The following is a 20,473-nucleotide window of genomic DNA, read 5'->3' as shown; positions in this document are numbered from 1 at the left end:
CCGGTGCGAGGAACGTCGCTCGGACCGAGACTCGGGGCGCGCCGCGGGGCCCGCGTGGGCGCGGGCGCGCTCAGGCCAGCGCGGCGATGGGCCCCTCGCCCGCCCGGAACGCGGCGAGCACGGCGGCCGCGTCGTCGTACACGGCTGCAGCGCCGGCGCCCCGGAGCTCGTCCCCGCCGATCCCGCCGGTCATCACACCGACGCAGGGCAGCCCGACCTTGCCGGACGACTCGACGTCCCACATCGCGTCACCCACCATCACCGCACGGTCCGCCGCGACCCCGACCTTGTCGAGCGCCACCTGGATGATCCCCGGCGCGGGCTTCGCCTGTTCGACGTCCTCCGAGCTCGTCTCCGCGGTCACCCAGGCGGAGGCGTCGAGCAGGTCGCGCAGCACGGACAGTTCCGACTCGGGCGCGCTCGTGGCGAGCACGACCGCGTGCCCGGCGTCGGCGACGGCCTCGAGCAGCTCCCGCGCCCCGGGCAGGAGCCGGAGCTGCGGCATGTGCTCCGAGTAGAACGCGGTGTGGAACTGCTTCGCCTGGTCCCGGACCTCGTCGGACGCGTCGGGCAGCAGCTCCTCGAGCAACCGCCCGGAGTCCATGCCGATCGCCCGGTGGATGCGCCACGCGTCGACCGACTCCCCGGCGGCCCGGAAGGCGCGCCACCAGGCGTCGACGTGCGCGTAGTTGGAGTCGGCGAGGGTGCCGTCGATGTCGAAGAGGACCGCGGTCGAGGGAGCGTCAGGCATCCGTCCAGCGTGCTCCCCCGACCGCGGGCGACGGCTCAGCCCGGAACGGACCTGCCCGCGCGGGGCTCAGACCGTGATGGACTCGCCCGACGCCAGGATCGTGACCGGCACCGTCCCGAGCATGTCCGGCCCGAGGAACCGCGCGGTCGACTGCTGCCCGAGCTCGCTGAGCATCGCCTCGTGGATCTGCACGACGCGCTCCGGCTGCACCTCGCGCACGTAGTCGACCGCCTCGACCGTGTGCGTCCACGGACCGCTCGTCGGCATGAGCAGGGTCGGCACCGGCACTCCGGGGACGAGGTAGGCGTCGCCCGGGTGGAACACGGTGTCGTCGACCAGGTACCCGACGTTCGGGATGGTCGGGACGTCGGGGTGGATCACGGCGTGCTGCTCGCCGAACACCCGGACGTCGAACGCACCGATCGAGAAGGTGTCGCCGGCCTCGACGGCGACGACCCGGCCGTCGTGCTCGCCGAGCTGGTCGACGACCGGACGAGGTCCGCGGACGACGAGCTCCGGGTTCGCGTCCAGTCCGGCGCGCACCGCATCGACGTCGAGGTGGTCGGGGTGCTCGTGCGTGACGAGCACGGCGGTGGCGGAGCGGACGAGGTCCGCTGCCTCCGGCGTGAACGCCCCGGGGTCGAGCACGAGGGTGGTGCCGTCCTGCTCGAGGACGACCGTGGCGTGGTTGTACTTCGTCAGCTGCATGCCACCAGTCAACGCCCTCGGCGGCGGACCGCATGCCCGCACGGTCTGAGGGCACGCTCAGTCCCGAGGTGCCGGACGACGGACGGGAGGAGCGGTACCCGCTGGCACCGCGCCTCCCGTCCGCCTCGTGGGGACGTCAGCCGTTGCGCACGTCGTCGGCCGCGCTCTTCGCGTGGTCCTGGACGTCGGACGCGGCGCCCTGCGCCTCGTCCTTGACGGTCTGCGCGGCGTCCTGCGCGGTCCCCTTGAGGTCCTGCGCGACGTCGCCGAGCTGCGAGCCGACGTCCTTCGCCTGGGACTCCACGTCCTCGACGATGGGCGCCGCCTTGTCCTTGAGCTCACCGGCGAGCTGCTCCTCCTCGTCCGAGGTCGGGATGAGCGACGACGCCAGCCACCCGGCACCGAAGGCAACCGGCTCTTCACCTTCTCGGTCTGCCGGTGGGCCACGGAGGACCCAGGAACGCCGCTCGGCGCGGTCGGGCCGTCCACGGAACGCGGGACGGGGTCGACGGTCGGCAGGTCGGTCGTTCGCCCGACCGGCCGCCCAGCGCTGCTCCGGCAGGATCGGGGACGTGCCGCAGGTCTCCGTCGTCGTCCCCGTGCTCGACGACGCCGAGCACCTCGCACGCTGCCTCGACGCCCTGGCTGCGCAGACGCACCCCGTGCACGAGGTCGTCGTCGTCGACAACGGCAGCACCGACGGCAGCGTCGAGGTCGCCCTCGCCGCCGGTGCCACGGTGCTGCACGAACCGGTGCGCGGGATCGCCCGGGCCTCGGCACGGGGCTACGACCACGCCACGGGCGACGTCATCGCACGCCTCGACGCCGACTCGGTCCCGCCGTCCGGGTGGATCGCCGAAGCGGTGCGCCTGCTCGCGACCCCCGGTGTCGTCGCGGTGACGGGCCCCGGGCGCCCTCGTGACGGCGGCGCGGTCGTCCGCCGGGTCTGGAACGGGCTCTACATGGGCCCGTTCTTCGCGCTGATGTGGTCGGCGCTCGGGCGCCCGCCGCTGTTCGGGTCGGCGATGGCCCTGCACCGTGACACGTGGGCGGCGATCAGGAGCCGGGCGCACCGTGACGACCCGGAGGTGCACGACGACGTCGACCTGTCGATGCAGCTCGACCCCGCGTGGCACGTGCTGGCCTCCCGGTCGCTCACCGTCGAGGTGTCGGCGCGACCGCTGTCGAGCGCGGCATCGGCCCTCGTCCGGACCCGGCGGGCGTTCCACACGTTCCGGATCAACGGCCGCCGGGCCAATCCCGCGCGACGGTGGGCCCGACGCTCCCGCCAGGCGCTCCGTGCGTGGGCTGCGACGCGCTGACCGGCGTCCGCGAGCACACTCCGTCACGGATCGGTACCGGTCCGGCCTCGGTTCGGTCTCGCCGTGGGCGGGGACGAGGTTCCGGCCCTACCGTCGGTCCTGAGCAGTCCGGAACCCCTCCGGGCCGCTGCACGAGGGGACCTCCATGCGACGGACGAGCACGACGACACTCCTGGTCACGATCGGGGTCGGCGCCGTGGTCGCGCTGAGCGGCTGCACGGGCGGCGACGCCGCCCCGGACCGTTCCCCGTCGGCGACCCGCACGCCGACGGACGACGCCACCCCCACCGGCGCCACCACGGCGACACCCGCCGTCGAGCCGGAGAGCGGGCCGACCCCCTCGTCGACGTCGGTTCCGGCCGCCACCGTCGGTTCGATCCCGTCGACCTGCTCCGACCTCGTCACTGCGGGCAGGTGGCCGCAGTTCGAATCGATGCCGCTGAACGACCCGGGTGTCGTCGGCGATCCCCCGGACCTGCCGACGACCGAGTTCACGCCTGCCCTGCAGCAGGGCGGCGCGCGGCTGTACTGCGTCTGGCGCGATCCGCGCGCGGACGTCACGAACCTCGTGATCGACGTCGCCACCGTCGACCCGTCGAAGGCCGCTGCCGCCATGCGGTCCCTGTCGGGCTTCGATTGCGCCGACGAGGCCGACGGCTACCGCTGTCAGCGGGTCACGCAGAACCCGCAGTACCCGGTGACCGACGGCCGGACCCTGTTCACCCGGGGCGACGTCGCCATCCGGATCACCCAGTCGAACATCCCCACCCAGGGGCTCCTCGACGACGTCCGCGCCCACGTCTTCGGCTGAGGCCCGGCGGTCAGTGCGGCTCGCGTGACGCCGGCCGCGACCGCACGTGCGCCCGCTCCCCCTGTGGCCCGTACAGGCACAGCACCTCGGTGACCTCGTCCGAGGTGTTGCCGATCCAGTGCGGCGTGTGCGTGTCGAACTCCACCACCTCGCCCGGCCCGAGGTCGAAGTCCCGTTCGCCGAGCAGCAGGCGGAGCTGCCCCGACAGCACGTAGAGCCACTCGTACCCCTCGTGGGTCCGCAGCGTGCGATCGGTCCCCCGGGGCTCCGGCGGGATGAGCTGCTTGAACGACCGGACGCCACCGGTGCGCTTCGTCAGCGGGACCACCACGCGCCCGCCGTGCTGCTCCGGCTTGAGGTGCACGCGCGGGTCGCCGGTCTGCGGCGCCCCGACGAGGTCGTCGAGCGGCACCTGGTACGCCCGCGCGAGGGGCAGCAGCAGCTCGAGGGTCGGTCGCCGCTGCCCGGACTCCAACCGCGACAGGGTCGAGACCGAGATGCCGGTCTCGACGGCGAGCGCCGCCAGGGTGACGGCTCGTCGTTCGCGCAGCCACCGCAGGCGGGGGCCGACCGCGTCGACCACCTGGGCCGTCGTCGGCGGGGTGGGTCGTGCCTCCGGAGCGTCCATGCCGTGATCTTGCCAGACCAGCAACGATCGTTGCTGTGGTCGTACGCGGCACCGCAGGATGCCCCCATGTCCGATCACTCCGACGTCATCGTCATCGGCGGCTCTGCCGCCGGCCTGTCCGCCGCGCTCATCCTCGGCCGTTCGCGGCGCTCCGTCCTGGTCGTCGACGCGGGCGAGCCCCGCAACGGCGTCGCCACGGGGGCGCACAACTACCTCGGGCGCGAGGGCGTCGCGCCCGCCGAGCTCACCCGCATCGGTCGCGACGAGGTGGCCGCGTACGGCGTCGAGGTGACGGCCGGGAGGGTCGTGGCCGCGTCCGCCACCGACGGTGACGGGACCGACCCGGTCGGCTTCTCGGTCACGCTGGACTCGGGCCGTGTCGTCACGTCCCGCAGGCTGGTCGTCGCCTCCGGCGCCGTCGACGTCCTGCCCGACGTGCCGGGGCTGGCCGAGCAGTGGGGGCGCGGGGTCGTGCACTGCCCGTTCTGCCACGGGTGGGAGGTCCGCGACCAGCGCATCGGCGTCCTCGTCACGACCCCGAACGGCGAGCACCACGCGCAGATGTTCCGCGCGTTGAGCGACCGGGTGACGGCGTTCGTCACCGACCCGTCGCTGGTCGACGAAACCGGTCTGGCCGGTCTCCGAGCACGCGGCATCGGGGTGGTCGAGGGCTCCGTGTCCCGTGTGCTGTCCTCGGACGGCGCCCTGACCGGGGTCGAGCTCGACTCCGGAGACGTCGTCGCGCTCGAGGCGCTCGCGGCGTCGAGCACGGCGGAGCCGCGCGTGGCGTTCCTCGAGGGCCTCGGGCTGCGGGCGGAGGACGTCGTCGTGAACGGCTTCCGCTTCGGCGGCGGACTCGTCGTCGATGCCGTCGGACAGACGGGCGTCCGCGGGGTCTACGCCGCCGGGAACGTGACGTCGCCGATGGCCACGGTCATCGCCTCGGCGGCGGCGGGGACCCAGGCCGGAGCAGCGGTGCACGGCGACCTGGTCCAGGCGGACATCGCGGCGGCGCTGGACGCCGCGTCCGCACCCGTCGCTCAGTCCACGCGGTAGCCGGCCTGGGCCGCGAGGAGCGGCGCGAGGGCGAAGAGCTGGTCCGACCCGATCGTCGCGCCGCGGAGTCCCTCGAGCCGCTCCACCCGGTCGAGGTCGGCCTCGCGCAGGTCGACGTGCTCGACGCGGCTGTTCGTGCCCTCGACGGAGCGGATCCGCGTGCCGGGGAACGACACGCGGAGCAGCCGGGCGTCGGCGACGTCGAGCTCGTCGACGACGCAGTCGCGGAACACGACGTCGGTGAGCGTCGAGCCGCGGAGGTTCACGAACCCGAGCTTCATCCCGACGAACTCGACACCGTTCAGCGTCGCGTCGTACAGCTCTGCGGAGCCCACTCGGCCACCCGCGATCCGGACCTCCCGCAAGGCGCTGCTCGACGCGCGGAACACCGGGGCGTCGAGCCTCTCGACCACCGAGTCGCGGACGCGGAGCCCGCGCAGGTCGGTGCCGTCGGCGCGGAGCGTGTCGACCACGCACTCCTCGAGCTCCAGGTCGGGGAGCCGCTCGCCCGCCACGTCGAGCACGTCGATGCGCTTGCCCTCGACCCGGTCGCCGGTCAGGACGTCGCCCGGGGCGGGTGCCCAGTCCTCGAGGTCGCCCGGGGCGATCGCGGAGATGCGTGGGGCGGCGGTACCGGTCGAGGAGCGTGCCATGCGCTCAGTCTGCCCTGCCGCTCCGACGCTCGAGGACGCTGTCGAGCCGGTAGTCCTTCGCGGGGCCGTGGGCCTCCCACCGGACGGTCCAGCACTCGGTGTGCCCGGCGAGCACGCCCGTGTAGTCGTCGGGTGTGCAGGCGTGCTCGACCGCGGTGCCCCAGACCCAGTCGTGGAAGACCCGGCCGTCGGCGAAGTGCACGGTCCACCGGTCGTCCAGCCGCCGGACGGACAGCGTGCGGGACACCGGGGTGACGAGGTCCCCGAGGTGCATCGTGCCGGACTCGTCCCAGCGCACCTCGTCCGGGGCCGTCAGCGTCAGGGTCGTCGTGCCCGTGACGGAGCCGGTCACGCCCGCGAGCCGGTCGTCGACCGTCCGGCGCAGCACCCAGTCGCCCAGCAGGTCCGTCGGCAGCACCGTCCCAGGCTACGCGCGCCCGCTCCCTGTCGCCCGAGCCGCTCAGCCGCGCAGCGGAGCCGACGCCTCGACGTTCGCCCGGTCCGCGAACCCGCCCACGAGCTCGCGCAGCGCGTCCTCGGCCGTGTGCCGCGGCTCCCACCCGAGCTCGCGTCGGGCCCGGTCGGTGCGCATGATCGGCACGCCGGCGGCGATGTCGAGCCACCCCGCGTCGGTCGGTTGCAGTCGGAGCCGCCAGGTCAGCGTGACGATCCCGCGCAGCAGCCGCATCGGTACCCGCACCGCCCCGAGCATCCCGGCCGCGCGGGCCATCCGCGGCGGCGTGAGCACCGGTGTCGCGGCGATGTTGAACGCCCCGGGAGCCCGTCGGTCGACCGCCCGCCAGAACGCGTCGGCGAGGTCGTCCGCGTGCACGGCCTGGAACACGAACGGCAGCGGCAGCGGCAGGACCGCGAACCGGGCCGCCCGGACGATCGACATCGGCACGAGGTGCCCGAGGAACAGCCCCCGGAGCTCCGCCGCGACCCCGCGCTGGAACACCAGTCCGGGCCGGAGCCGGGTCACGACGACCTCGGGGTGGTCCCGTTCGAAGGCGTCCATCGCCCGCTCGTTCTCGGCCTTGTGGATCGAGTACGTCGCCGTCGGGATGCCGGTCGTGGGGAAGGACTCGTCGACCGGGGTCCGCTTGCCCTCGACGCCGACGCCGCGGTAGGCCCCGACCGACGAGGACACGACGACCTGCCCGACGCCGGCACGGGCGACCGCCGCGAGCACGTTCGCCGTCCCGGTGACGTTCGTCCGGTGCTGCGCGGGGATGTCGTGCGTCGGCTGGAGCGCCCACGCCAGGTGCACCACCGCGTCCGCGCCGGTGAAGACCGCCGCCAGCTCGTCGACCGCGCGGGGACCACCGACGTCGACCGCGTGCCAGGCGGCCACGTCGTACGGCGCCACGCGAGCGTCCGGCACGCGGCGGGCGACGCCGACGACCTGCAGGCCGTCCTCGTCACCCGCGCGCCCGTCGCCGGTCAGCCGTGCGGCCGCGAGCCGCCGCAGCACCGCGGTGCCGACGTTGCCGGTGGCCCCGACCACGACGACCCGCATCAGCGCGTCCGTCCCTGGCGGCCACCCGCGGACGGCGACGGCGCGGCCATCAGGCTGCGGCCATCGACGGGTCGAGCACGACCTTGATGCAGCCGTCCTCCTTCTTCTGGAAGACCGAGTACATGTGCGGGGCGTCCTCGAGCGACACCCGGTGCGTGGTCAGGTCGAGCGTCCCGAGCGGGTCCGAGGGGTCGGACACGAGCGGCATCAGGTCGTCGACCCAGCGGCGGACGTTGCACTGTCCCTCACGGATCGTGATCTGCTTGTCGAACAGGGTCATCATCGGCATCGGGTCGGCCATGCCGCCGTAGACGCCGGACAGCGACACCGTGCCACCGCGGCGGACGAGGTCGATCGCCGTGTGCACCGCCGCCAGGCGGTCGACGCCCGCGGTCTCGATCGCCTTCTGCGCGAGCTTGTCGGGCAGCAGGCCGGCGGCGCGCTGGGCGAACCCGGCGACGGGGTTGCCGTGCGCCTCCATGCCGACCGCGTCGACGACGCCGTCGGGGCCGCGACCGTCGGTCAGGTCGACCAGCTGCGGCACGATGTCGTCGGACAGGTCGAACACCTCGATGCCGTGCTTCGCGCCGAGGTCGCGGCGGACCTGCTCCGGGTCGACGGCGAGCACGCGGTAGCCGAGGTGCTTGCCGATCCGCGCGGCGAACTGTCCGACCGGGCCGAGGCCGAGCACCGCGAGCGTGCCGCCCTCGGGGACCTCGGCGTACTGCACGGCCTGCCAAGCGGTCGGGATGATGTCGCTCATGAACAGCCACTGGTCGTCCGCGCCGGTGTCGGGCACCTTGATGGGGCCGTAGTCGGCGTGCGGCACGCGGAGGTACTCGGCCTGGCCGCCGGGGACCTGGCCGTACATCTTCGTGTACCCGAAGAGCGAGGCCCCGGTGCCGTACTCCTGCACCTGCGTCGTCTCGCACTGCGACTGGAAGCCGTGCTGGCACATCCAGCAGTGCCCGCAGGAGATGTTGAACGGGACGACGACCCGGTCGCCGACCTTCAGGTTCGTGACGGCGGAGCCGACCTCCTCGACGATGCCCATCGGCTCGTGGCCGAGGACGTCGCCCTTGTCGATGTAGGGGCCGAGCACCCGGTACAGGTGCAGGTCGGAGCCGCAGATCGCCGTGGAGGTGATCCGCACGATCGCGTCGGTCGGCTCCTGGATGGTCGGGTCGGGGACGGTCTCGACGGACACCTTCTCGGTGCCCTGCCAGGTCAGTGCGCGCACGTCGCGTTCCTCTCGTGGTCGATTCTGGGCCGGCCTGGAGGCGCGGCTCACGTGACCTCCTCGCTACGCGCCCGCCCCGTGGGGCCTTCCCAGCCCGTCCCCTGCGCGCGCTGCGGGGCGGCGGTGGGGCGCGCCTCCCGTCCGGCACCGATCCGCGCGAAGGATGCCGATCCGCGCAAAGGATGCCGTTCCGCGCGAAGGATGCCGATCCGCGCGAAGGATGCCGATCCGCGCGAAGGATGCCGTTCCGCGCGAAGGATGCCGTTCCTTCTTGCTCCCGACGCGCGGAACGGTTTCCCACTGCACGCGCGATGGGCAGGAAGGATGGCCGGTCGGCCAGCCGGAGGTCCGTCCGACCGCCGATGCGCCGGGGCCGGCGCAGCCGCCAGGCTCGAGGGCGATGGACCACAGCACCACGCGAAGGGCGCTCCTCGCCGGCGCGACCGGATCCCTGGCGGCCGGACTCCTCGCAGCCTGCACACCGGGCGCAGCCGCACCACGGGACTCCGCGACCCCGACCGCGACGCCGACTCCGACCCGCGGCCCGACGGCGGCCGCGACCCCGACGCCGGCACTGACACCGACACCGACACCGCCGCGACCCACGCTGACGAGGGTGCCGGTACCGCACGCGACCGTGACCGGACTGCCGGCGGGGACACCGGGCATCGCCTGGACCGTGGACGACGGGGCCTCGCCCGAGGTCGTCGAGGCCTACGCCCGCTTCGCCGCCGCGACCGGCACCCGCCTGACGTTCTTCGTGAACGGGGTCCGGCCGTCGTGGACCGAGCACGCCGACCTGCTGCGCCCGCTCGTCGAGTCCGGGCAGGTGCAGCTCGGCAACCACACCTGGGACCACCCCGCGCTGACGAAGCTCGGCGACCAGGCGATCCAGGACGAACTGGTGCGGAACCACGAGTTCCTCGAGCGGACGTTCGGCGTCGACGCCCGCCCGTACTTCCGACCGCCGTACGGGTACCACGACGCCCGGGTCGACCGGGCAGCCGCGGCCGTCGGGTACACCACGCCGACGCTCTGGTACGGCTCACTGGCGGACTCGGGCGACATCTCCTCGGACCAGGTCGTCGGCTTCGCGGAGCAGTGGTTCCTGCCGGCGCACATCGTCATCGGGCACGCGAACTTCCCGGGGACGATCGGGGCGCTGCCCCGGCTCCACGCCCTGCTCGAGCAGCGCGATCTGCCGACCTGGACGCTCGACGACGTCTTCTCGCGCTGACGCCCCGGCGCGCCCCCTGCCGCGGGACGCAACGTCGGTGGTCGCTCGCAGCGCTGTACCGCTGCGAGCAGCCGCCATCGTGGCGTTCTGCGGGGGCGGCCCGTGTCAGGCGCGCAGGCGGTCCCGCTCGGCCGGCGGCAGGTGCTCGGTCGCCGTCGCCCGGGCGGCCGGGGTCAGGAAGCGGCCGTTCCGCTCGAGGAACGCCACGAGCGCCGGCTCGGACGCCCGCTTCCCCGTCTCGCGCAGCACCCAGCCGAGCGCGGACTGCACGGTCTCGCTGCGCTCCCGGACGAGCCGCCCGGCGATCGCGAGCGGCACCTCGGCGTCGCCGTGCTTCGCGAACGCGAGCGTCGCGACGACGGCGATCCGGCGGACCATCGCGACGTCGGACTTCGCGAGCGCGAACAGCGGCCCCGTCGAGCCGCCGACGAGCGGGGCACCGACGAGCTCCTCGGCCGCGACGTCGACCAGCACGGGGTCCTCGAACCGCTCGGCCTTCGCCGCGGCGAGGTACTCGTCGGTCAGCTCCGGATCGGGCTCGGCGCGCATCGCCTGCACCAGGAGGACGACGGCGACCAACCGAGCCCCGGCGTCATCGCTCCAGAGCAGCGCTGATCGCTCTCCCTCGTCGAGGTCTGCGAACCGTCGGGCGACGCGTCGGGCCCCGGCGACGTCACCCGGCGTGCGGGCGAACGCTGTCAGCACCGCCTCCGCACCCTGGCTCTGCATCCCGCCAGCCTAGGCGGGCGGTGCTCCGGCAGGTTTCACATGATCGAAACACGATGTGTACAAAGCAGCGCCAGCACCTGTGATTGTATGCAATCACCGCACTCCTGAGCGTGACTCCACAAGAGTCGCCACGCACACCAGCAGCTCCAGGAACACGATGTCCCAGACCCCCGCTCGACGCCGCCGGACACTCCTCGCCGTGCCCGCCGTCGCCCTGGCCGCCTCGCTCGCGCTCACCGCCTGCGTGCCGGTCCAACGCTCGAAGGCCGGCGGCGCGACCGCCGGCACCGTCACCACCGTCGCGATCGGCGACCAGCAGATCCGCGAGGGCGGCGACCTCGTGATGGCCCTCTCCGCCGAACCGGACCGCCTCGACCCCACCACGTCGTCGTCGCTCTACACCCGGTACGTCATGGAGACGATGTGCCAGAAGCTCTACGACATCGACGCGGAGGGCACGGTCGTCCCGATGCTCGCGACCGAGCTGCCGACGGTGTCCGACGGCGGGAAGACGGTCACGTTCCCGGTGCACACCGGGTACCGGTTCGCCGACGGGACCCCGTTCGACGCGGACGCCGTCGTGACGACGCTCGAGCGGAACCTGACGAAGGACGACTCGAGCCGGAAGAGCGAGATGGGCCCGGTGTCGGCCATCGACGCCGTCGACGACCACACCGTCCGGATCCGCTACGCCACCCCCTTCGCGCCGATCACCGCGGCGCTGGCCGACCGTGCGGGCATGGTCATGTCGCCGACCGCGCTGGCGCAGGAGGGCGACGGGTTCGGCGACCACCCGGTCTGCATCGGCCCGTACAAGTTCGTCGAGCGCGTGCCGCAGACCTCGATCACCGTGGAGCGCGACCCGATGTACCACGACCCGGCGAGCGCGCACTTCGACCGGATCACCTACCGGATCATCACCGACGCGAGCATCCGCGCGCAGAACCTGAAGTCCGGGGACGTCCAGGTCGCCGACACGATCTCCACCCAGGACGTCGACGAGCTGATGCAGCGCAAGGACCTCAGCATCCTGCGCACCGGGTCGCTCGGGTACCAGGGCATCACGATCAACCTCGCCAACCAGGACGGCGTCGGCACCGATCCGGAGCCGCTCGACACCCCGCTCGCCACGCAGCGGAAGGTCCGGCAGGCCCTGTCGATGTCGATCAACCGCGCCGAACTCGTGCAGAGCGTGTTCCGCGGCTGGGCGGACGTCGCGTGCTCCCCGATCCCGGACACCAGCGCCTTCGCGACCGACGCGAGCAAGGCCTGCCCCGAGTACGACCCCGAACGGGCGAAGGAACTCCTGGAGCAGGCCGGCGTCGAGCAGCCGTTCCCGATCGACATGGAGGTGACGAACACCCCCGACACCGTCCGGTTCGCCCAGGCGCTGCAGGCCCAGGCCCGCGCGGGCGGCTTCGCGATCACGATCACCCCGGTCGAGTACACGACCCTGCTCGACGACCAGACCCGTGGCGACTTCCAGGCGCTGCAGCTCGGCTGGTCCGGCCGGGTCGACCCGCACGGCAACATCGGCTCCTTCCTGGGCACCGGCGGCGGCAACAACTACCCCGGGTACAGCGACTCCGAGGTCGACGACCTGATCAGCCGCGCGGCGCAGGCCACCGACCAGCAGGAACGCGCCGACCTGTACGGGCAGCTCGTCACGAAGGTCCAGCAGGACGACCCGATCATCTACCTCTACCGGACCCGCAGCATCACCGGCGTCAGCACGGACGTCGCCGGGGTCTCCACCTACGCCGACGGCGTGGTCCGACTCAGCCAGGCGGCGTTCGTGGAAGGCGGCAGCAAGTGACCCGGTACGTCCTGACCCGACTCTGGCAGGCGGCGCTCACGCTCGTCCTCGCCTCGATCGTGGTGTTCTTCGGCGTCCGGCAGCTGCCGGGCGACCCGGCCCTGGCCCTGGCGGGCGAGGAGGCCAGCCCCGAACGGCTCGCCGCCGTCCGCGCCGACCTCGGGCTCGACGACTCCCTGCTCGTGCAGTACTGGCGGTTCCTCGTCAACGCGCTGCAGGGCGACCTCGGGCAGTCCACGCGCACCGGCACCCCGGTCACCGAGCTGCTCGGCGCGACGCTCCCCGTCACGCTCTGGCTCGCGCTGTACGCCATCGTCGTCGCGGTCGTCGTCGGCGTCGCGCTCGGCACCCTCGCCGAGCGCTACCGCGGGCAGTGGCCCGAGTGGATGGCGAACGCCGCCGCCCTGGTCGGGCTGAGCGTGCCGAACTTCTGGCTCGGCATCCTGGCGATCGTCTGGCTCGCGGCGGGCCTCGGCTGGTTCCCGGCCTCGGGCTACGTCCCGGTGACGAGCGACCCGATCGGCGCGCTCCACCACCTGACCCTGCCGGCGCTCATCCTCGGTACGTCGCTCGCCGCCGTCATCATGCGGCAGACCCGCGCGTCGATGATCGAGACGATGAAGACCGACTTCGTGCGGACCGCCCGCGCGAAGGGCCTGAGCCGCCCGCGGGTGCTCTTCCGCTACGGCCTGCGCAACTCGATGATCGTCGTCGTCACCATCGTCGGCCTGCAGCTCGGCGGGCTCATCTCGGGCGCGGTCGTCACGGAGCGCATCTTCGCCCTGCCCGGTTTCGGCAAGCTCACGCTCGACGCCGTGTTCACCCGCGACTACCCGGTCATCCAGGCCGTCGTGCTCGTCATCACCCTGGGCTACGTGCTCATCAACTTCGCCGTGGACGTCCTGTACTCGGTCATCAACCCGAAGATCCGCGTCGGAGGCGCCGCATGACCACGATCACCGCTCCCTTCGACCTGGGTTCGAGCCGCGGTCGCATCTGGAAGCAGGTCCGGACGAACCGGCTCGGCATGACGGGCGGCATCATGCTCGCCGTCGTCGTGCTCGCCGGGGTCGCCGCACCACTCGTCGCGCCGCACGACCCGACCGCGACGCACTTCGACCTGCCGTTCCAGGTGCCGTTCACCGTCGGCTTCGGGTTCGGCACCGACGACCTCGGCCGCGACATCCTGTCCCGGACGCTCTACGGCATCCAGGTCTCGCTCGTCGTGGGCGTGCTGTCGGTGCTGCTCGCGGTCGTCGTCGGCACGCCGCTCGGGCTCCTCGCCGGCTACTGGCGCTGGCTCGACGCGATCATCAGCCGGCTCACCGACGTCGCCCTGGCGTTCCCGTTCCTCATCATCGCGGTGGGCCTCGCGGCGATCAGCGGCCCGAGCCTGACGAACGCCGTGATCGCGATCGGCATCTCGCACGTGCCGGCGATGATCCGCATCGTGCGTGGTGAGACCCTGCGGATCACGAGCGCCGACTTCGTGACGAGCGCGAAGACGCTGGACGCCGGCGGCGCACGCATCATCGCGCAGCACGTCCTGCCGAACTGCGTCTCGGCGATCATCGTGCAGGCCACGGTGATCATGCCGGTCGCGGTCATCGGCGAGGCACTGCTGTCCTTCCTCGGCCTCGGCATCCAACCGCCCACCCCGAGCCTCGGCATCATGCTCTCGGACGCGCAACAGTACCTCGGCCAGGCGCCGTGGGCCGCGGTCGTGCCCGGTGTCGCGATCGCCGTGATCTGCCTCGGCTTCAACCTGTTCGGGGATGCCCTGCGCGACGCCCTCGACCCCACCGCCTCCGACCGGAAGTGATCATGAGCACCAACCCCGCCTTCACCACCCCTCCGGCGGAGACCACCCGCCCGGACCTGCAGGGCACCTTCGGCATGACCGCGTCGACGCACTGGATCGCGACCGCGACGGCGCAGTCGGTCCTGGAACGCGGCGGCAACGCCTTCGACGCCGCCGTCGCCGGCGCCTTCGTCCTGCACGTCGTCGAACCGCACCTGAACGGGCCCGGCGGCGACGTGACCGCCGTCTTCGCGACGGCGACCGACAAGACCCCGACGGTCCTGATGGGCCAGGGGCCGGCCCCGGCCGGCGCGACGCCGGAGCACTTCCGCTCCGAGGGCCTCGACCTCGTCCCGGGAGCGGGTGCCCTCGCGGCCGCCGTGCCCGGCGCCGTCGACGCCTGGCTGCTGCTCCTCGCCGAGCACGGCACGTGGGAGCTCGCCGACGTGCTCGCCCCCGCGATCGGGTACGCCCGCGACGGCCACCCGGTCGCCCCGCGGGTGGTCGCGACGATCGCGACCGTGCAGGACCTGTTCCGCGACCACTGGCCGTCCTCCGCCGAGCGGTGGCTGCCGGGAGGCTCGGTGCCGGCCCCCGGGTCGATGGTGCGCAACGAGGCCTACGCCGCGGTCCTGGAACGGCTCGTGCAGGCCGGGTCCGGTGTCCCGACGGGCGACGACACCGCGGGCGACGACACGGCCGGCGCGCGCGTCGCGCGCATCGAGGCGGCCCGGACCGAGTGGGCCGAGGGCTCCGTCGCGCAGGCGATCGACGCCTTCGTCCGGACCCCGCACCGGCACGCGTCGGGGACCGACCACGCCGGGGTGGTCCGCGCGTCGGACCTGGCGGCGTTCCGGGCGTCGACCGAGCCCGCGACGACCGCCGAGTTCCGCGGGCACACGATCGCGAAGACCGGGCCGTGGGGCCAGGGACCGGCGCTCCTGCAGACCCTCCGCCTGCTCGACCCGATGGACGACGAGCGGCTCGACCCGTCCACCGTGCTCGGCGCCCACACGATCGCCGAGGCGCAGAAGCTCGCGCTGGCGGACCGCGAGGCGTACTACGGCGACGGTGACGTCCCGATGGTCGAGCTGCTCTCGGACGCGTACTCCGACGAGCGACGGGCACTGATCGGCGACCGCGCGTCGCACGAGCTCCGCCCGGGCACGGTCTCGGTGCCGGCCGGCGCGCTGCCGCCGCTCCGCGTGACCTACACGCCGGGCGGCGAGCCGATCGCCGGCGTCGGCGAGCCGACCGTGCCGGGTGCCCGCGGGGACGCACCGACGCCCGACGCCGTGGCCGTCCCCGCCGAGGACGACGCCGTGCACGAGGACCGTGGCGAGCCGATCGTGATGGCGACCGGCGAGACGCGCGGCGACACGTGCCACATCGACGTCGTCGACCGCTGGGGCAACATCGTCAGCGCGACGCCGTCCGGCGGCTGGCTGCAGTCCTCGCCGACCATCCCCGAGCTCGGGTTCTGCCTCGGCACCCGCATGCAGATGACCTGGCTCGAGGAGGGCACGGCGTCCACGCTGACCCCAGGCGCCCGCCCCCGCACGACGCTCACGCCGACGCTCGTGCTCCGGGACGGCGAGCCCGTCGTGGCGATGGGCAGCCCGGGCGGTGACCAGCAGGACCAGTGGCAGCTGCTCTTCCTGCTCCGCACGATCGTCGGCGGGTGGACCCCGCAGCAGGCGATCGACGCCCCCGCACTGCACACGACGTCGTTCCCGGGGTCGTTCTGGCCCCGCACCTGGACCCCCGGCGGCCTGGTCGTCGAGGACCGTCTCGGGGACGACGTCATCACCGGGCTCGAGGAGCTCGGCCACGTCGTCACCCGGGCCGGCGACTGGTCGCTCGGCCGCCTGTCGTGCGTGACGCGCGACCCCGACACCGGCGTCCTGGGCGCCGCCGCCAACCCGCGAGGAGCACAGGGCTATGCCGCAGGACGCTGAGAACGTGACGACGACCACCGGGGCCGCACCGCGCCTCCCCGCCGACACCGGAGCCGACCCCCTGCTCTCGGTGCGCGACCTGCGGATCGCGTTCGGCGACCGCGAGGTCCTGCACGGCGTCGACCTCGACGTCCGCCGCGGCGAGCGCGTCGCGATCGTCGGGCAGTCCGGCTCGGGGAAGTCGACGCTGATCGCCGCGCTGCTCCGGCTCCTGCCCGGCGCCGGGCACATCACCGGTGGGGACATCCGGCTCGGGTCCGACGACATCGCGCACGCCGACGAGACGCTCATGCGCCGCGTGCGTGGTGGTCGGATCGGTCTCGTGCCGCAGGACCCGTCGACGAACCTCAACCCGTCGATGCGGGTCGGTGCGCAGATCGCCGACGCGCTGCGGGCCGGCGGGCTCCGGGGACGGCCGGCGATCCGGCAGCGGGTCGTGGAGCTCATGACCGAGGCGGGCATCCCCGAGGCCGGCCGGCGCGCGGACCAGTTCCCGCACGAGTTCTCCGGCGGCATGCGGCAGCGCATCCTCATCGCCGTGGCGCTCGCCCGGCAGCCCGAGCTGCTCATCGCCGACGAGCCGACCAGCGCGCTCGACGTGACGGTGCAGCGCCAGATCCTCGACCACCTGCAGACCCTGGTGGACCAGCACGGCACGACGCTGCTCTTCGTGACGCACGACCTCGGCGTCGCGGCGGACCGGACCGACCGCGTCGTCGTGATGCTCGACGGCGACATCGTCGAGCAGGGTGCCCCGGAGGCGATCCTCCGCGACCCGCAGCACGAGTACACGAAGCGGCTCATCGCGGCGGCCCCCGCCCTGTCCGGGGTGGCACCGGAGCCGGTCAGCGCCGGCGAGCCGATCCTCGTCGTGTCCGACCTGGTGAAGGAGTACAAGCTGCGCGGCCGAGGCGCGGGGACGCTGAAGGCCGCCGACGGGGTGTCCTTCGCCGTCCGGCGCGGCACGACCACCGCGGTCGTCGGCGAGTCCGGCTCGGGCAAGACGACCGTGGCGCGGATCGTGCTCGGGCTCGAGACACCGACGTCCGGCACCGCGCTGGTGGACGGCAAGTCGATCGGCACCGCACGTGGTGCCCAGCGACGGGAGATCCGCCGACGCGTGCAGCCGGTCTTCCAGGACCCGTACGGGTCGCTCGACCCGACCTCGACCATCGAGCGGATCATCGACGAGCCCCTGCGCGTGTTCGGCATCGGTGACCGGGCGTCGCGCACCGAGCGGGTGGCGACGCTGCTCGACCAGGTCGCACTCCCCCGCGAGGTCGCGCAGCTCCGGCCGAACGAGCTGTCCGGCGGGCAACGGCAGCGCGTGGCGATCGCACGGGCGCTGGCGCTCGAGCCGGAGCTGATCATCCTCGACGAGGCGGTCTCCGCACTCGACGTGCTCGTGCAGGAGCAGATCCTGGCGCTGCTCGAGGAGCTGCAGGACCGACTGGGGCTGAGCTACCTGTTCATCACCCACGACCTCGGGGTGGTCCGGCGGATCGCCGACGACGTCGTGGTCATGCGTCGGGGCGAGGTCGTCGAGCGGGGCAGCGTCGCAGCGGTGTTCGACGACCCGCAGGAGCAGTACACGAAGGACCTGCTCGACGCCATCCCGGGCCGCAGCCTCGCCGAGGCGGCTGCGTGACGCGTTCCCGGGCCGCCGTCCGACGTGGTGTGGCACGATCGGCACCGTGCTGAACGGGACGAGCGTCATCGACGCCATCCGCCACGACATCGTCACCGGCGCCCTGCAACCGGGCACCCGGGTGACCGAGGCGTTCCTCGCGGAGCGCCACGGGGTCTCCCGGGTGCCGGTCCGCGAGGCGCTCCGCGGGCTCGAGGGCGAGGGCTTCGTCGTCTCGCGCCCGAACGTCGGCTCGCGGATCGCCGACATCCCCTTCGACGAGGCCGACGACCTGTTCGCGGTCCGCGAGTCGCTCGAGACGGCCACCGCACGCCGCGCAGCGACCCGTGCCCGGACGCTCTTCGCGGCCGACGTCCCGCCGGAGGACTGGTGGCGCGTGCGCCGCGAGCTCGGCGCGGTCCTCGACGAAGGAGACGAAGCCGTCGAGCGGGACGAGCTCGACCTGCTCGTCGACCTCAACGAGCGCTTCCACCTGCTCGTCGCCGAGCTCTCCGGCAGCTCGACGCTCGCGACCCTGCTCCGCCAGCTGTCGCGGAAGATCGAGTGGCTCTACGCGCTCGACACCTCGTCGCGCGGCAAGCGGCTGTGGCCCGACCACCGGCGCATCCTCGCGGCGATCGACGCGGGGGACGTCGAGGCTGCGGCCGAGCGGATGGCGTGGCACGTGCGCGAGAGCCGGATCGGCTACGCGGCACGCACGTCCCCGGAGCAGGCCGACGCCCTGCGCGAGGTCGGCCCCACCGTCTGAGCACGCGCCCCCGCGCCCGCCCGGTCGTCTGTCGGCGCCCGGGCCCCGAACGCGCAGAGGCCCGAGCGCGCTGACACTCAGAGCGTCGGCACGACCACCGCACGACCGGACAGCTCCCCGGCCTCGAGCTTCCGGTAGGCCTCGAGCGCGTCGGACAGGGCGAACCGCTCGACGTCGGGCTCGATCTGCCCGGCGCGGTACATCGCGACGACCTCGTGCAGGTCCTCGATCGTGCCCCAGTACGTGTTCGTGATCGTCGACTCGTACGGCGTCGAGAAGAAGTTCCACTCGACCGTGCCCCCGGCGATCCCGACGACGGTGAGCCGACCGCCGATCGCCATCGAGGCCTTCGCGGTCGCGATCGTCGGCGTGGCACCGACGAAGTCGAACGCCGCGTCGACGCCCCGACCGCCGGTGAGCTCGCGGATCGCCGCCGCCTGGTCCGGCCCGGCCGGAACGGTCACCGCTCCGCGGGCCGCAGCGCGGTCCATCGCGTCCTGCTTCGTGTCGGTCGCGATCACGGTCGCACCGGTCAGGGCCGTGAGGATCTGCACGGCGATCTGGCCCAGGCCACCGAGTCCGACCACGAGCGCGTACCGCCCGCCACCCGCCAGGTTCGGCAGCGCGGCCTTGATCGCGTGGTACGGCGTGAGCCCGGCGTCGCTGAGCGGTGCCGCGGCGATCGGGTCGGCGTCCCCGAGGGGCACGAGGTTGCGGGCCGGCACGGTGACGTACTCGGCCATGCCGCCGTCCCGGCCGAGGCCGATGGCGGCGTAGGGGTTCGTCGCCGCGTGCTCACAGTAGGTGTCCTGGCCCTTGGAGCAGTACGAGCAGTGCCCGCAGCCCACCGGGCCGTACACGAGGTAGGCGTCGCCCTCGGTGAAGCCGGTGACACCGTCGCCGACCGACTCGACCCAGCCGGAGTTCTCGTGGCCGAGGACGAAGCCGGGAGCCTGCGCCCCGGGCTGCCCCTCCCGGAACTCGCGGTAGACGGCGACGTCGGAGTGGCACGCCCCGGCGCCGGCAACCTTGAGCAGCACCTCCCCCGGGCCCGGGACGGGCTTCTCGACCTCGGTCAGGACGGGGAACGTCTGGTACTGCTCGAACACGACGGCGTGCATGGGGTCCTCCTTCGACCCGTTCAGACTACGCCTGTCGACCAGCGCGACAGGTGTCGATCGATCTCCGGACCCCCGAGGGCGCACGAACGCACGCCGGCCACCTGCGTACTCCCCGAGAGCCGGTTGCGAGAACGACCGTTCTCCGATTGACTGGCGACGGCCCTGAACGGGGCCTCCCCCAACGAAAGGAGCGGGTATGCCCACGCGCACCGCACGCACCGCCTGGCACGGCGGCCTCAACGACGGTTCCGGCCAGGTAGAGCTGTCGAGCTCGAAGGTCGGCACCTACGACGTCTCCTTCCCGAAGCGCGCCGCGGACGAGGCCGGTGGCACCACCAGCCCCGAGGAGCTCATCGCTGCGGCCCACTCGGCCTGCTACGCGATGCAGTTCTCGGCGATCCTCGGCGAGGCCGGCGGCACCGTCGAGGCCCTCGACGTCAAGGCCGACGTCTCGCTCGGCCCGGACAGCGCCGGCGGTTTCAAGCTCACCGGCATCACCCTGACCGTCAACGGCGAGGTCTCCGGCATCGACGAGGCCGCCTTCCTGAAGGCCGCCGACGAGGCCAAGGCGACCTGCCCGGTCTCCAAGGCGCTCACCGGCGTCGACATCGAGCTCAAGGCGACCTTCGAGCAGTAGTCGTCACGTCCCACGGGACGTCACCACGTGACGGACGGGAGGCGCGGTGGCAGCTGGCACCGCGCCTCCCGTCCGTCCGTCGGTCACGTC

21 protein-coding genes are annotated in these 20,473 nt (G+C 73.2%); 11 read left to right on the top strand and 10 right to left on the bottom strand.

Translation table 11 applies throughout. The features are described 5' to 3' along the window. Window positions 1-70: 70 nt before the first annotated feature. From QUG98_RS06965 to QUG98_RS06955, 3 genes are all read right to left on the bottom strand, one after another. A complete protein-coding gene (locus QUG98_RS06965; RefSeq protein ID WP_289469869.1) occupies window positions 71-751 on the bottom strand; it encodes an HAD family hydrolase in 681 nt (226 codons plus the stop codon). A gap of 66 nt (window positions 752-817) precedes the next feature. Further along, complete coding sequence (locus QUG98_RS06960; RefSeq protein WP_289469868.1) at window positions 818-1,459, bottom strand: MBL fold metallo-hydrolase; 642 nt, start codon at window positions 1,457-1,459, stop codon at window positions 818-820. Between the two features lie 136 nt (window positions 1,460-1,595). Next, complete coding sequence (locus tag QUG98_RS06955) at window positions 1,596-1,763, bottom strand: hypothetical protein (protein WP_289469867.1); 168 nt, start codon at window positions 1,761-1,763, stop codon at window positions 1,596-1,598. 268 nt (window positions 1,764-2,031) lie between these two features. Here QUG98_RS06955 and QUG98_RS06950 point away from each other — a divergent pair, with 268 nt between their 5' ends. Together QUG98_RS06950 and QUG98_RS06945 are read left to right on the top strand one after the other, a co-directional pair. Next, window positions 2,032-2,781 carry a glycosyltransferase family 2 protein gene (locus QUG98_RS06950; RefSeq protein WP_289469866.1) on the top strand — a complete coding sequence of 250 codons (750 nt, stop codon included), beginning with the start codon at window positions 2,032-2,034 and terminating at the stop codon, window positions 2,779-2,781. Between the two features lie 145 nt (window positions 2,782-2,926). Beyond that, the gene (locus QUG98_RS06945) at window positions 2,927-3,592 is read left to right on the top strand and encodes a hypothetical protein (RefSeq protein WP_289469865.1); all 666 of its coding nucleotides are present in this window, start codon (window positions 2,927-2,929) and stop codon (window positions 3,590-3,592) included. A 10-nt stretch (window positions 3,593-3,602) separates the two neighbouring features. On the opposite strand, the gene QUG98_RS06940 is transcribed toward QUG98_RS06945, so the two are convergent. Beyond that, entirely contained in the window at window positions 3,603-4,220 is a 618-nt protein-coding gene (locus QUG98_RS06940) for a helix-turn-helix domain-containing protein (RefSeq protein WP_289469864.1), read from the bottom strand. A 66-nt stretch (window positions 4,221-4,286) separates the two neighbouring features. Here QUG98_RS06940 and QUG98_RS06935 point away from each other — a divergent pair, with 66 nt between their 5' ends. Further along, entirely contained in the window at window positions 4,287-5,276 is a 990-nt protein-coding gene (locus tag QUG98_RS06935) for an NAD(P)/FAD-dependent oxidoreductase (RefSeq protein WP_289469863.1), read from the top strand. On the opposite strand, the gene QUG98_RS06930 is transcribed toward QUG98_RS06935, so the two are convergent. Genes QUG98_RS06930 through QUG98_RS06915 form a run of 4 tightly spaced genes read right to left on the bottom strand, consistent with a single transcriptional unit; the run spans window position 5,261 to window position 8,688 of the window. Beyond that, complete coding sequence (locus tag QUG98_RS06930) at window positions 5,261-5,929, bottom strand: pentapeptide repeat-containing protein (RefSeq protein ID WP_289469862.1); 669 nt, start codon at window positions 5,927-5,929, stop codon at window positions 5,261-5,263. The genes QUG98_RS06935 and QUG98_RS06930 overlap by 16 nt on opposite strands. Window positions 5,930-5,933: 4 nt before the next feature. Beyond that, on the bottom strand, window positions 5,934-6,347 hold the full coding sequence (locus QUG98_RS06925) for a DUF6314 family protein (protein ID WP_289469861.1): 414 nt from the start codon (window positions 6,345-6,347) through the stop codon (window positions 5,934-5,936). A 42-nt stretch (window positions 6,348-6,389) separates the two neighbouring features. Next, window positions 6,390-7,448: an NAD-dependent epimerase/dehydratase family protein gene (locus tag QUG98_RS06920; protein ID WP_289469860.1), complete on the bottom strand. Its 1,059-nt coding sequence runs from the start codon at window positions 7,446-7,448 to the stop codon at window positions 6,390-6,392. A 49-nt stretch (window positions 7,449-7,497) separates the two neighbouring features. Continuing rightward, complete coding sequence (locus tag QUG98_RS06915) at window positions 7,498-8,688, bottom strand: zinc-dependent alcohol dehydrogenase (RefSeq protein ID WP_289469859.1); 1,191 nt, start codon at window positions 8,686-8,688, stop codon at window positions 7,498-7,500. Between the two features lie 637 nt (window positions 8,689-9,325). On the opposite strand from QUG98_RS06915, the gene QUG98_RS06910 reads away from it, so the two are divergent. Further along, entirely contained in the window at window positions 9,326-9,925 is a 600-nt protein-coding gene (locus QUG98_RS06910) for a polysaccharide deacetylase family protein (RefSeq protein WP_289469858.1), read from the top strand. A gap of 105 nt (window positions 9,926-10,030) precedes the next feature. Here the strand turns inward: QUG98_RS06910 and QUG98_RS06905 are convergent, their stop codons facing one another. After that, on the bottom strand, window positions 10,031-10,654 hold the full coding sequence (locus QUG98_RS06905; protein ID WP_289469857.1) for a DNA alkylation repair protein: 624 nt from the start codon (window positions 10,652-10,654) through the stop codon (window positions 10,031-10,033). A gap of 157 nt (window positions 10,655-10,811) precedes the next feature. Between QUG98_RS06905 and QUG98_RS06900 the strand changes: the two genes are divergently transcribed. From QUG98_RS06900 to QUG98_RS06875, 6 genes are read left to right on the top strand one after another with little or no spacing between them, the layout of a single operon-like run. Continuing rightward, window positions 10,812-12,470 (top strand): ABC transporter substrate-binding protein, encoded by a 1,659-nt coding sequence (locus QUG98_RS06900; protein ID WP_289469856.1) that lies wholly within the window; start codon window positions 10,812-10,814, stop codon window positions 12,468-12,470. Continuing rightward, window positions 12,467-13,420 (top strand): ABC transporter permease, encoded by a 954-nt coding sequence (locus QUG98_RS06895; protein WP_289469855.1) that lies wholly within the window; start codon window positions 12,467-12,469, stop codon window positions 13,418-13,420. The genes QUG98_RS06900 and QUG98_RS06895 overlap by 4 nt, the downstream gene beginning before the upstream one ends. Continuing rightward, window positions 13,417-14,292: an ABC transporter permease gene (locus tag QUG98_RS06890; protein WP_058727517.1), complete on the top strand. Its 876-nt coding sequence runs from the start codon at window positions 13,417-13,419 to the stop codon at window positions 14,290-14,292. Before QUG98_RS06895 ends, QUG98_RS06890 begins: the two co-directional genes overlap by 4 nt. A gap of 2 nt (window positions 14,293-14,294) precedes the next feature. Continuing rightward, window positions 14,295-16,229 carry a gamma-glutamyltransferase family protein gene (locus QUG98_RS06885; RefSeq protein WP_289469854.1) on the top strand — a complete coding sequence of 645 codons (1,935 nt, stop codon included), beginning with the start codon at window positions 14,295-14,297 and terminating at the stop codon, window positions 16,227-16,229. Further along, window positions 16,213-17,877 carry a dipeptide ABC transporter ATP-binding protein gene (locus QUG98_RS06880; protein WP_434533418.1) on the top strand — a complete coding sequence of 555 codons (1,665 nt, stop codon included), beginning with the start codon at window positions 16,213-16,215 and terminating at the stop codon, window positions 17,875-17,877. Before QUG98_RS06885 ends, QUG98_RS06880 begins: the two co-directional genes overlap by 17 nt. Before the next feature lie 46 nt (window positions 17,878-17,923). Then, window positions 17,924-18,625, top strand: coding sequence for a GntR family transcriptional regulator (locus tag QUG98_RS06875; protein ID WP_289469852.1), 702 nt, complete (start codon window positions 17,924-17,926; stop codon window positions 18,623-18,625). Window positions 18,626-18,702: 77 nt separating this feature from the next. On the opposite strand, the gene QUG98_RS06870 is transcribed toward QUG98_RS06875, so the two are convergent. Further along, complete coding sequence (locus tag QUG98_RS06870) at window positions 18,703-19,746, bottom strand: NAD(P)-dependent alcohol dehydrogenase (protein WP_289469851.1); 1,044 nt, start codon at window positions 19,744-19,746, stop codon at window positions 18,703-18,705. Window positions 19,747-19,942: 196 nt separating this feature from the next. Between QUG98_RS06870 and QUG98_RS06865 the strand changes: the two genes are divergently transcribed. Then, window positions 19,943-20,383, top strand: a complete 441-nt coding sequence (locus tag QUG98_RS06865; protein WP_058727514.1) for an OsmC family peroxiredoxin — start codon at window positions 19,943-19,945, stop codon at window positions 20,381-20,383. The last annotated feature ends 90 nt before the right edge of the window (window positions 20,384-20,473 follow it).

It is taken from the genome of Curtobacterium subtropicum, from assembly GCF_030362975.1.
Classification (GTDB): Bacteria; Actinomycetota; Actinomycetes; order Actinomycetales; family Microbacteriaceae; genus Curtobacterium; species Curtobacterium subtropicum.
The sequence above is the reverse complement of the archived record's forward strand: the minus strand, read 5'-3'. Positions and strand labels throughout refer to the sequence as shown.